The organism is Halostella pelagica, assembly GCF_004762015.1.
GTDB classification, from domain to species: domain Archaea; phylum Halobacteriota; class Halobacteria; order Halobacteriales; family Natronoarchaeaceae; genus Halostella; species Halostella pelagica.
Genome location: NZ_SJES01000001.1, coordinates 210,785 through 222,872, shown reverse-complemented (window position 1 = coordinate 222,872; position 12,088 = coordinate 210,785). Strand labels below are relative to the sequence as shown.

At 65.6% G+C, this 12,088-nt stretch carries 10 protein-coding genes; 6 read left to right on the top strand and 4 right to left on the bottom strand.

Annotated elements, in window-relative coordinates:
- Positions 1 to 45 precede the first annotated feature (45 nt).
- The gene (locus EYW42_RS01160) at positions 46 to 600 is read left to right on the top strand and encodes a GNAT family N-acetyltransferase (protein WP_135533421.1); all 555 of its coding nucleotides are present in this window, start codon (positions 46 to 48) and stop codon (positions 598 to 600) included.
- Positions 601 to 623: 23 nt separating this feature from the next.
- On the opposite strand, the gene EYW42_RS01155 is transcribed toward EYW42_RS01160, so the two are convergent.
- The gene (locus tag EYW42_RS01155) at positions 624 to 1,523 is read right to left on the bottom strand and encodes a zinc ribbon domain-containing protein (RefSeq protein WP_135533420.1); all 900 of its coding nucleotides are present in this window, start codon (positions 1,521 to 1,523) and stop codon (positions 624 to 626) included.
- 220 nt (positions 1,524 to 1,743) lie between these two features.
- On the opposite strand from EYW42_RS01155, the gene ppsA reads away from it, so the two are divergent.
- The 5 genes from ppsA to metG all read left to right on the top strand — a co-directional run bounded on the left by ppsA (position 1,744) and on the right by metG (position 9,088).
- Positions 1,744 to 4,083 (top strand): phosphoenolpyruvate synthase, encoded by a 2,340-nt coding sequence (gene ppsA / locus EYW42_RS01150; protein ID WP_135533419.1) that lies wholly within the window; start codon positions 1,744 to 1,746, stop codon positions 4,081 to 4,083.
- Positions 4,084 to 4,151: 68 nt separating this feature from the next.
- Positions 4,152 to 4,910, top strand: coding sequence for a DUF7537 family lipoprotein (locus EYW42_RS01145; protein WP_135533418.1), 759 nt, complete (start codon positions 4,152 to 4,154; stop codon positions 4,908 to 4,910).
- A 25-nt stretch (positions 4,911 to 4,935) separates the two neighbouring features.
- A complete protein-coding gene (gene mfnA, locus EYW42_RS01140) occupies positions 4,936 to 6,006 on the top strand; it encodes a tyrosine decarboxylase MfnA (RefSeq protein ID WP_135533417.1) in 1,071 nt (356 codons plus the stop codon).
- Positions 6,007 to 6,100: 94 nt separating this feature from the next.
- A complete protein-coding gene (locus EYW42_RS01135) occupies positions 6,101 to 6,640 on the top strand; it encodes a YqaA family protein (protein WP_237561271.1) in 540 nt (179 codons plus the stop codon).
- Positions 6,641 to 6,958: 318 nt separating this feature from the next.
- Positions 6,959 to 9,088, top strand: coding sequence for a methionine--tRNA ligase (gene metG, locus EYW42_RS01130; protein ID WP_135533415.1), 2,130 nt, complete (start codon positions 6,959 to 6,961; stop codon positions 9,086 to 9,088).
- 42 nt (positions 9,089 to 9,130) lie between these two features.
- Here metG and EYW42_RS01125 read toward each other — a convergent pair whose 3' ends face one another.
- The 3 genes from EYW42_RS01125 to EYW42_RS01115 all read right to left on the bottom strand — a co-directional run bounded on the left by EYW42_RS01125 (position 9,131) and on the right by EYW42_RS01115 (position 12,070).
- The gene (locus EYW42_RS01125) at positions 9,131 to 10,825 is read right to left on the bottom strand and encodes a hypothetical protein (RefSeq protein WP_135533414.1); all 1,695 of its coding nucleotides are present in this window, start codon (positions 10,823 to 10,825) and stop codon (positions 9,131 to 9,133) included.
- Positions 10,822 to 11,595 carry an ABC transporter ATP-binding protein gene (locus EYW42_RS01120; protein ID WP_135533413.1) on the bottom strand — a complete coding sequence of 258 codons (774 nt, stop codon included), beginning with the start codon at positions 11,593 to 11,595 and terminating at the stop codon, positions 10,822 to 10,824. The genes EYW42_RS01125 and EYW42_RS01120 overlap by 4 nt, the downstream gene beginning before the upstream one ends.
- 184 nt (positions 11,596 to 11,779) lie before the next feature.
- The gene (locus EYW42_RS01115; protein WP_135533412.1) at positions 11,780 to 12,070 is read right to left on the bottom strand and encodes a GYD domain-containing protein; all 291 of its coding nucleotides are present in this window, start codon (positions 12,068 to 12,070) and stop codon (positions 11,780 to 11,782) included.
- Positions 12,071 to 12,088 lie beyond the last annotated feature (18 nt).

The window sequence follows — 12,088 nt, the reverse complement described above, 5'->3', positions numbered from 1 at the left end:
GGCCGACACGGAAAGCGTATTGTGTTCCCGGGCGTCGCCGTGCGTATGCCTGGAGCACGCGTTACGAGCGGTGAGCGGGTCACGCTCCGGACGATCGAACGAGAGGACATCCCGTTCCACCAGCGGGCCTTCGCGAACCCCGAGATCCGGTATCCGACCGGCAACCCGGTCAGGAACCGGGAGCAGACCGAAGTATCGGACCAAGACGACGGTAGCGACAGCTTCCTCGTCTGTCTCGACGCGGACGATGCCGGCCCCGGACAGCCGGACGAGGACGACGTGCAACGGATCGGCGCAGTGTACGTCGGAGACGTCGATTACCGGCGTCCGGAACTGGGCTACTGGCTCGCTCCGGAAGTCCACGGCGAGGGCTACGGCGCGGAGGCAGTCTCGCTCGCGATCGACTACGTCTTCCGGACGTACGACCACCCCGCCGTGGGTGCGGGGGCGTACGACTTCAACGACGCGTCCCGCGGCCTGCTGGAGTCACTCGGGTTCACTGAGGAAGGCCGCATCCGCAAGGACCGGTTCGTCGACGGGGAATACGTCGACCTGGTACAGTACGGGCTGCTCCGTCAGGAGTGGCGTGAACGGGAATAACGGACTCGTATCGGCCGAGACTGCTACAGTTCGGCTCCGCAGTTCATACAGAACGACACCGACTCCTTGTTTCGGTGCCCGCAGTCGCCGCAGGCGACACCGTCCGCTGCCGCGTCGCCGTCGTCGAACGCGTTCGTCGCGTCGCCGGTGTCGACGGCGCTGGTCGCGGTTTCGTCGTCGGCTGTCGCCGCGCCAGCATCGCCGGCAGCGCCGTTGTCCGCCGAACCGGCTTCGGCGTCCGCACCGGCATCTGCCGACGCCGTCCCGGTTCGAACTGTCTCGTCGTCTCCGTGGACGGCCGGCGTCCCCGTTCGCGTTCCGGTGGTCGGCGACCCCCCGTCGGGTTCGTCGGCGGCGTTCGACTCGTCCATCTCCTCGTTTACACCGGCGGATGGTCCGGTCGTTTCACCCACGGTAGTTCCCGGACCGGACGACCCGCTCACAGTAGCTTCCGTTCCGGTCGTCTCGCTCACAGTAACCCCCGGCCTGGACGACCCGCTCACACCGGCGTCTGGTCCGGTCGGACCGGACGGATCGCGCCGGCCGTTCGGTTCCGCAGCGGCGGTGTCGCCGTGAACTCCATCGTCGACGGCGGCCCGGATCTCCTCTCGGATCACCGTCTGGTCGACGACGCTCGTCTCCTCGTCGATGACGCTTGACATCGTCCAGTAGAACGCGGCGGACTTGCCGATCTGCCAGACGAGAACGCCGACGACCGCCGAGACGGCGGCGAGCGGTACGTTGGCCGCCGCCCGAGCCTCGTCGACCGCTCCCGTGTTCCCCAACTCGTTGAAGAGGATATCGAGGGACTCACCGAGGCCTGCCGATATCCCGGCGATGGCGATCGCCATACCGACGACGAACGACCCCGACGCGAGGAGGCGGTAGTACGCCGCCCATCTCACTGCCACTTTCGTATCCATATCACATATGACAGTACTCGTCCGTTAAAACGTCTTTGTCGGGATAGACACTGCCGGGAGACACGGTAGACCGGACGACAACGCGGATCCGCGGTGCGGAACACGTACTCGATACTGAGTAGGAACTCTGACATCGAAGAACGTACTCGCTTTCGAGTTGGAACTATTCCCCACCGTTCGCAAAGTACTTTACTGGCGTCGTGGTGTTTTCGGACACAGTATGCCAGTATTGTCACTGGAGGAGACCGGGGCCGAAGACATCGACGCCGTTGGCGGGAAGGGAGCCTCACTCGGCGAACTTACGGGTGCCGGGCTGCCGGTGCCGCCCGGATTCGTCGTCACTGCTGGAACTTACAGGACGTTCATCGAGGAGGCAGGTATCGACGAAGAACTGTTCGAGGTGGTCGACGTCGACGTTGAGGATTCCGCCGCACTGTCCGAGGCCGCGGACCGCGCACAGGAACTGATCCTTGGCGCGGAGTTTCCTGAGTTCCTCCGGGAGGAGGTACTCGGCGCGTACGCGGATCTGGGTGACGGGAACGCGTTCGTCGCGGTGCGCTCCTCGGCCACCGCGGAGGACCTTCCGGACGCGAGTTTCGCGGGCCAACAGGAGACGTACCTCAACATCACCGCGGAGGACCTGCTCGACCGCGTGCGCGAGTGCTGGGCGTCGCTTTTCACCCAGCGTGCGATCTACTATCGGCAGAACCAGGGGTTCGACCACAGCGCCGTCAACATCGCCGTGGTCATCCAGCAGATGGTCGACGCCGAGAAAAGCGGGGTCATGTTCACCAGCCACCCGTCGACGGGCGACCCTCGAATGATAATCGAGTCCGCGTGGGGTCTGGGTGAGGCGGTCGTCTCCGGGTCGGTGTCGCCGGATAACTACGTCATCGACCGCGAGAGCGGGAGCACCGAGGAGATCACCGTCGCGGAGAAGAAAGTGATGCACGTCCGGGACGAGGAGACCGGTGAAACGGTCGAGCGGCCCGTCCCCGACGAGAAACGCGAACAGCGCGTCCTCTCGGACGAGGAACTCGACAGCCTCCGGCAGATGGGCGAACGGGTCGAGGACCACTACGGCACGCCGCAGGACGTCGAGTGGGCCATTTACGAGGGTGACGTGTACATGCTCCAGTCGCGGCCGATAACAACTATCGACGACGGCGACATCGGCGAGGCCGAGGAGTCCCGTATCGACGGCGACATCGGGACCGACGCCAAGGCCGAGGCGTCCACGGACGGGAGCGGGGCCGTCAAAAGTGCGAGTAACGGGTCCGACGCTCGCGAAGACGTACTCGTCAGCGGTCTCGGGTCCAGTCCCGGCGCGGCGAGCGGTGCGGTGCGTATCGTCGGCAAACTGGACGAACTCGACAAGGTGGGCGACGGCGACATCATCGTCACCGAGATGACGACGCCCGACATGGTGCCGGCGATGAAGCGGGCGTCCGGCATCGTCACGGACGAGGGCGGGATGACCAGCCACGCCGCCATCGTTTCGCGGGAACTCGGCGTCCCCGCCGTCGTGGGAGCCAGCAACGCCACGACGGTGCTTTCCGACGGCCAGTTCGTCACGCTAGACGGCGACAAAGGGGCCGTCAGGGAGGGCCACGAGCAGCAGGAAAAACAGCGGGAACCGATCGAGGACGCACGCCCGGAGACGCCGGTGAAGCCGATGACCGCGACGGAGGTCAAGGTAAACGTCTCCATCCCCGAGGCGGCCGAACGCGCGGCGGCCACCGGCGCGGACGGCGTCGGCCTGCTTCGGATCGAGCACATGATCCTCTCGCTCGGACAGACGCCCACCAAATACATCGAGGAAAACAGCGAGCGCGCCTACGTCGACGAGATAGTCGACGGCGTCCAGCGCGTGGCCGAGGAGTTCTACCCGCGCCCGGTCCGGACCCGGTCGCTCGACGCGCCGACCGACGAGTTCCGCGAACTCGAAGGCGGCGAGGACGAACCAGAGGAACACAACCCGATGCTCGGCTACCGCGGTATCCGCCGCAGCCTCGATACGCCTGAACTGTTCAAACTCGAACTCGAAGCGTTCCGGCGACTGTACGAGATGGGGTACGACAACATCGAGATGATGTTCCCGCTGGTCAACGACGCTGAGGACGTGCTCCGGACGAAGAAGCTCATGGAAGACGTCGGGATCGATCCCGAGAAACGAACGTGGGGCGTGATGATCGAGACGCCCGCGTCGGCGCTCGGCGTCGAGAAGATGGCCGAAGCGGGCATCGACTTCGCTAGCTTCGGCACGAACGACCTCACGCAGTACACCCTCGCGGTCGACCGTAACAACGGGAACGTCGCGGACCGCTTCGACGAACTTCACCCCGCCGTTCTCAACCTCATCGGAACGACTATCGAAACCTGCAGGGAGTACGGCGTCGATACGAGCATCTGCGGACAGGCCGGATCCAAGCCGAAGATGGTGCAGTTCCTCGTCAACGAGGGCGTCAGTTCCATCTCGGCGAACATCGACGCAGTTCGCGACGTGCAACACGAGGTCAAACGAGTCGAGCAGAAACTGATGTTGGAATCGGTCAGATAACGCCGGACGGAGAGTCCTGACCGTTCGGAGCCCGTTCTTTTTGTCTCTCGGCGCGCGAGAAACGTGTAATGGAGAGATCGTGGGCTATCGTTTTCGTGGTCGCGCTGGTCGCTCTCGCGGGATGCGGCGGTATCTTCGGCGACGGACCATGGCCCGACGATGCGTCGGCGCACCCGCCGGGCGTGTCGCCGTCTGGTCTCGAAGACGCGAGTTCGCTGTCGTCGGCGCACAACGAAAGCCTGGTCGACGAGTCATACGAACTCACCGTAAACCAGGAGGTGACGTTCATCCGGGACAACCGGAACGTTACGACCGGCTCCGCACGCGTTGTCACGATGGCTGACGACGGTGAGTTTCTCGTCGAAGCGAGAACGCACGGTTCCGAGACGGTGAACGAGACGATCTGGGCGAACGGGTCGACGGCGTACGTCCGTACCGAACAGGACGACGAGGTCCAGTACGACCGCCGGGACGCGTCACGGTTCCGGTCACAGCTCTCCGGATACAGCCTGCTCTACGAATACCTCGCCGCTGGCGAGTTCGATGTCACGTCCGTCGACCGACGCGACGGCCGGACGTTCGTTACACTGCAGGCAAACGAGTTCTCGGGGGGAGGGATCGGCACTAACTTCCAGACCGTCCAGACCTACGAGGCGAGGGCGGTCGTCGACGAGAGGGGGCAGATCCACGAACTGACAGTCCACATCGAGGGGTCCCAGAGCGGGACGCCCGTGGTGGTTGACATCACGCTCCAACTCGACACCGACGGCTCAGCCGACGTATCGCGACCGGACTGGGTCGACGAGGCGCGAGAACGCAATCACTAAACGGCCGTCGCGGGTATCGGTACCCATGCGAGCCGAGCCGCAGGACTTCGGCCGGGTTCTCTCTTCGATGTGTACGGAACCGCATCCGGCCGCCCGCGAGGCAGCCGAGCGCTTCCTCGCGACGAACCCCGGCGACCCCGGAACGTACGAGACGGTTTCCGAACTGGAACAGCAAGTAGTCGACGCGCTCGGGACGATAACCGGTGTTGACGACCCCGCTGGCTACGTCGCAAGCGGCGGCACCGAGGCCAACATTCAGGCGCTCAGGGTTGCACGTAACGTCGCCGGCGGCGCGCCGAACGTCGTCGCCCCCGAGAGCGTTCACTTCAGCTTTCAGAAAGCTGCGGGCCTCCTCGACGTGGACCTGCGGCTGGCACCGCTCGACGACGACTACCGCGCCGACGTAGACGCCGTCCGCGGCCTGGTCGATGACGAGACGGCGCTCGTCGTCGGGGTCGCCGGCACGACGGAGTACGGCCGAGTCGACCCGATTCCGGCGCTGGGCCGGGTCGCCGGCGAGGTCGACGCCCTGTTACACGTCGACGCCGCGTGGGGCGGGTTCGCGCTTCCGTTTACCGACCGCGAGTGGAACTTCTCGCACGCCCCGGTCGACACGATGACTATCGATCCGCACAAACTCGGCCAGGCGGCGATCCCGGCCGGCGGGTTCCTCGCCCGCGATGATGCGTTACTCGACGCGCTCGCCGTCGATACACCGTATCTGGAGTTGACCAAACAGGCGACGCTGACGGGGACGCGCAGCGGCGCGGGCGTCGCCAGCGCGGCGGCGGCTATCGAGGAACTGTGGCCGGACGGTTACCGCGAGCAGTACGAACGCTCCCTGGCGAACGCGGAGTGGTTAGCCGACGCACTCGAAGACTGCGGCTACGACGTCGTCGACCCGGAACTACCGCTGGTGTCGGCCGACGTGCCGACGCCGGAGTTCGAGGCGCTGCGGGACGCCGGATGGAAGCTATCGCGGACCGGCGACGACGAACTCCGCGTGGTCTGCATGCCACACGTCACTCGGGAGATGCTCGAGGCGTTCGTCGACGACGTGAACGCGGTTCGTCAGCAACGAAACGTCAATACTTAGGGGGTCCCCTTCACACCGCACGTACGTGACGTTCCCCGCCGGCCCTGCGGTCGATGCCCTCCTCACGTCAGCCCTCGAACCCGTCAGAGTTCAGCTGATCGGCCCCGATTTCAGCGCCGTCGAAACAGCTGTCAGGACAGCGACCGGAGTGAGCGGTCTATTGTTGATCCTGCTCTACTCGTTTCTCATCGCGTTCGTCCTCCCGCTCCCGAGTGAGGTCGTTCTCATCCCCGGCTACGCCGGGATGGGGTTCGCGCTCCCGTCCTCCGTCCAGTTCTCGCTCGTCATCCTCGTCAGCGCCATCGGCAAAGCGGCCGGAAGCGTCCTCGCGTTCCATCTTGGCCAGGAAGCGAAGCAGGCCGGCCCGGTCGTCAGATACCTCCGTCAGTCCCGGTTCGAGATAGTCGAGTACTCGGAGAAACGGGCCGTCGAACTGGCGCGAGAGTACGGGTACGCGGGGCTGGCACTCGCGCTCTGCGTCCCGGGGTTTCCGGACACTATCTCTATCTACGCGTTCGCGGTGCTAGAGCGCGACTACTACCGGTTCGCGGTAGCGACGTTCGCCGGGAGCGTCGGTCGCCTGGTCGTCACGATGGGGGTAGCCGGTAGCGCGGTTTCTATTTTCGGCCTGTGACCGTCCGCCAACGATGTGGCGTCTTCCGGTTCCGACTACAGGCGGGTGATCGTTCTATACGCACGTCGTGCCGGGCCCCGTCGGGTGGCGTGTCGCGACCGGACCGGTCAGACACTGTCGGCCGCGCGTCGTTGAACGGGTTCGCTGGCCGGGCCACCGGCTACACACAGACAGTGATAGCCGGCAGTAAACGGTCGCTCCGCGGCGCAAGCGCCTGTTCGTCCAGCCGGTGCCGATAGCAAAGCGACGCGTTCACTGGGGTCAGGCGGACGACCGAAATCGGCGGGTTTTACACCCGCAACGCAGAGAGAGCATAGTATGAGCCACGATGAGTTCCCTACTGACGACCCTGCAGTGGTGACGTGCGGGCTGCCGTACGCGAACGGCGACCTGCACATCGGACACCTGCGGACGTACGTCGGCGGCGACGTGTTCTCACGCGCGCTGGAGACGATCGGTCAGGAGACGGCGTTCGTCTCCGGCTCCGACATGCACGGCACTCCCATCGTCGTCCAGGCCGAACAGGAGGGCGTCGACCCCGAGGAGTTCGCCCTCGACTGGCACGAACAGTACCGCGAGACGTTCCCGAAGTTCGCCGTCGACTTCGACAACTACGGTCACACCCACGACGAGACGAACACGGAACTCACGCTCGAAATCGTCGAGAAGTTGGAGAAGGAAGGGTACGTGTACGAGAAGGAGATCAAAGTGGCATGGGACCCCGAGAACGACCAGCCACTTCCCGACCGCTACGTCGAAGGGACCTGTCCCTACTGCGGCGAGCAGGCCCGCGGCGACGAGTGCGACGAGGGGTGCGGTCGCCATCTCGAACCCGGCGAGATCGAGGATCCGGTCAGCACTATCACCGGCAATCCAGCGGAGTACCGCGACCGGACGCACAAGTTCTTCCGCGTCTCGGAGCTCTCGGACTACCTGACCGAGTTCCTCGACCGCCTCGGAGGGACCTCGAACGCCCAGAACCAGCCCCGCGAGTGGATCGAGTCCGGCCTGCAGGACTGGTGTATCTCCCGCGACCTCGACTGGGGGATCGACTATCCGGGCGTCTCCGAATCCGGTGAGGATTCGGAGGCAAGCGAGACGGAGTCTCGCCCCGAGGAGGACCTCGTGCTGTACGTCTGGGTCGACGCGCCAATCGAGTACGTCGCCTCCACGAAGCAGTACACCGAGCGCGTCGGGAAAGAGGAGTACGACTGGGAGGAACCGTGGAAAGGCGACGGAGAGATCGTCCACATCATCGGCCGGGACATCATCCAGCACCACACCATCTTCTGGCCGGCGATGCTCCGCGTCGCCGACTACAACGAGCCCCGCGCCGTCATGGCGAGCGGGTTCATGACGCTTAACGGTCAGGGCTTTTCCACCTCGCGCAACCGCGCGGTGTGGGCCCGCGAGTACCTGGACGAGGGGTTCCACGAGGACCTCCTGCGGTACTATCTCGCCACGAACGGCGGGTTCCAGCAGGACGTCGACTTCTCCTGGGAAAAGTTCCAGGAGCGCGTAAACGGCGAACTCGTCGGCACCGTCGGCAACTTCCTCTACCGGAGCATGCTGTTTGCGTACCGGAACTACGAGGGGACGCCGGACGCTGACGTGTCGGACGAGGTGCGCGAGCGTATCGAGGACGCCGTCGACGAGTTCCGCGGGGCGCTCAACGCCTACTCGCCGCGGAAGGCAAGCGAGGCGGCCGTCGACCTCTCGCGGTTCGGAAACGAGTACATCCAGCGAAACGAACCCTGGAAGCTCGTCGACGAATCGCCGGACGAGGCCGAGCAGGTCATCCGCGACTGCGTCCAGATCGCCAAGGCCGTCGCGGTCCTGATGGAACCGTTCACGCCGGGCAAGGCCCAGCGCCTCTGGGAGCAACTCGGCGAGAGCGGCAGCGTCGGCGACGCCACGGTCGAGGCGACGCTCGAAGCGCCTCCCGAAACGTTCGACGAACCCGACGAACTGTTCGACCAGATCGAAGACGACCGCGTCGAGGACCTCAACGAGAAACTCGAAGTGCGCGTCGAGGAGGCGACCGAAAGCGACGAAAGGGTTGACGAGGAAAACGAAAACGAGATGTCAGACGAGGACAGCGCGGACGCCGACTTCGAACCGCTCGCCGACGACCGCATCAGCTTCGACGAGTTCAAATCGGTCGACATGCGCGTCGGCCACATCGAGGACGCCGAGGGGATCGAGGGCGCAGACGACCTCGTCCGCCTCGAAGTCGACGTCGGCCCCGAGACCCGCCAGATCGTCGCCGGGCTCAAGCAACTACACGACGTCGACGACCTGCCCGGGACCGACGTGGTCGTCCTCGTCAATCTGGAAGCGGCGGAACTGTTCGGCGTCGAGAGCAACGGCATGGTGCTCGCGGCGGGCGAGCAGGCCGACCTGCTCACCACCCACGAGGACGCCGAGCCGGGGACGAAGATCCGGTAGAGCATCCGGCAGTACGCCGGCTGAAATTCGTTTTCTAACTCGTTACAGTCTGTACGAATCGATCCGCCGCGCCGCGACGAGGTACGCGACGGGGACTGCCGCGAGGACGAGGACGACGAGGAACCAGCCGACCGATTCGAGCGTCGACGCGGACGGTGTGAGACCGAACGGTAACCGCTCGGACAGGAGGACGCTCCCGATTCGACGGGCCGTCAGCGAGGCGGTGAACACGGCACCGACCTGACCGACGGTCAGCAGCAACGAGAACAGGCCGAACGCGGCCTTGCTCGGGAGGACCGCCGACCGTGAAGCCGTCACATCGATCGATTCGAACCGGGGAAACAGCGCCCCGAACCCCGCGGCCAGGACGGAGCCAGCGACGACGCCGACGGGAGCGGCGACAGTGACGGCTACCGCCTCCGCGCGGGGAACCCCCGCGGTGGTCGCGGTCCAGGCGGCCCCGAGCGTCGTCAGCGGTGCGACGAGCAGTACTGCGGCGAGGACCGTCCCGCGGACCGCCGTCCGGCCGTCCGACCGTGCGGTCAGTAGCGTCGGTAGCGTCGCGCCCTGATTGCCGAGCACGTTGAGCGGCGACGCGGCACCCGCCGCCCACGCGCCGTAGAAAACCACCAGCCAGGGCGCGTACCAGGGGAGCGACCCGCTTGTGAGCAACTGCTCGAACAGGGGAAACGCGAACAGCAGGGGCACCGCGACGAACAGCGACTGCATCGGCGCGCGGTATGCTCGCACCAGCGTCACGGCGGCGACCCCGGCGGTGCCCTGCCGCCGACAGACGGTCGATAGCAGCCGTCCGAGGCGTCCTGCCGGAGCGGTCCCCGCATCTTCGGGTTCTGTCGCCTGCGCGCCGTTGTCTTCCGCGCGGTCGACGTACCACGCGTACCGCGCGGCCCTCACGGTGGCGAGGACGCCCACGGGGAACAGGACGGCGGCCAGCGACACCGCGCCGACGGCCGCAAGCGGCGACGCCGACGTTCCTGGCGTGGTGAGCAGTGCGAGGTCGTCGAGCCATCCCAGCGGCGAGGCGAGGACAGCCGGTTCGATGGTTTGGGCGACGGTGACGAACTCGCCGCTGAACATGAGCCAGAAGTAGATCGCGCCCGCGGCGACGCCCAGGACGGGCTTGAGCCGGGAGAGCGTCTCGGACCGCCGGAAGACGCCTTTGAGGAACAGCCCGACCGGATACCCCACTGCACACGACGAGAGCAGGACGACGGCACCGGCCGCGACGCCGCCGGCGAACGGGAGCGGCGTCCGCGCGCCGACAGACAGCCCGGCGTACACGACGGCGACCGGGTAGGCGATCCAGGGGATATACTGGGCCAGACTCGACAGAAAGAGACCGCCCGCGACGTCTTTGGGCGGCCGGATCGTCAACATTCCGTCGGCGTTGTCTACCTCTCCGTAGGAGCCGACGCCGCTGACGACCATGAACGCCGCCAGGAACACCCAGGTTGCGGCCGCGGCGAGGGGTGCGTGGGTCAGAGCGCCGTCGTCGCCCGCCGCGAGCGACGCGCCAACGTCCCGAGCCGCGTCGAACGCGAGTGGAGACACGACAACGAACCCCAGGACGCCGACCGCGAGGAGCGCGAGCCAGACGTCCTGGTCGCGTATCTTGCGGGCCGCCCGACGGAGTTCGGTCTTGGCGATAACGGCGCTGATGGCAATCGCCGGAAGCGCCCCGTCTCGGGACGACTTGGTTTCGCCCGCGGAACTCATCGTTTAACCGTTCTTTCGCCGTCGTCCGCGGCGGCGTCCTCGCGAGTGAGGTCGAGAAACGCCGTTTCGAGGTCCACTTCGTTGGTGGACTCCGCGCGCTGTTTCAGCGCCGAGGGCGACCCTTCGGCGACGAGTTCGCCGTCGTCGATGACTCCGACTTCGTCGGCGAGTTCGTCCACCACGGGGAGGATATGCGTCGAGAGGAACACCGTCATGTCCCTGTCGGCGAGTTCGGCGAGGGTGTCCCGCATCGTCCGAGCGGCGCGCGGGTCGAGGCCGCTCGTCGGTTCGTCGAGGAGGACCACATCCGGGTCGTGCAGTATCGTTCCGATGACGCCGACTTTCTTTCGCATCCCCGTCGAGTACGATGACACTCGACGGTCGGCGTCGGCCGCGAGGTCGAACCGGTCAAGCAACCGCTCGATGCGGTCGGTCGCCTCGGCCTCGGGGAGTTCGTGCAGGCGGGCGACGTACCGGAGGTGTTCCCGCCCCGTGAGTTCGTCGAACACCGGCGGATCCGCGGGCAAAAAGCCGATCCGCTCAGTGATTCCCGCGCGGTCAGTGAGTGACGCGCCGCTCACCGTCGCGGTGCCCGCCGTCGGCTTCGTCAGCGTCGTTAGCATTCGCATCGTCGTGGTCTTGCCCGCACCGTTCGGGCCGAGGAAGCCGTACACCGTCCCGGACGGGATCGACAGCGACAAGTCGGATACCGCCACTTCCTCGCCGTACCGTTTCGTGAGTCCGTCGGCGACGATGGCCGCATTCGTCATCGGTTATCACCCGACTGGAGACGCTGTGGACCGCACGACGCACCGAAGTGCGTCGGTGAACGGTCATCTCTGGAGGTCCGTTCCATGGTCGAATTAAATTCAACGGGGCAACAAATGCATTCCGTACCGGACCGGAGAAAACGCTCTTCGATACTGCCTTCGGAGGTTTCGGGAGGCCGCGGCGTCAGATATCGTCGACGAGTTCGGCGAAGTTATCGGTATCCTCTATCGCCATCGTCTGGGTGTCGAGGCCGTGGCGCTCGATGGACAGCGCGACCTGGAAGGCGTCGTCCTGGTCCTCTACATCGTATATGACGATGAAATCGTACTCGCCGAGCGTCGCGTAGGACTCTTTGAGCTCGGCGTCGTGGTTGTTCTCTATCTCTGCAGCGATCTCCCCCCACAGCGTCGCGAGCTCCTGTACGTTCTGGAAATCGCGGTCGGTGACCGTCGTCATCGCTGCGTATTTTGGCATGAGCGGGACTGCAACGGC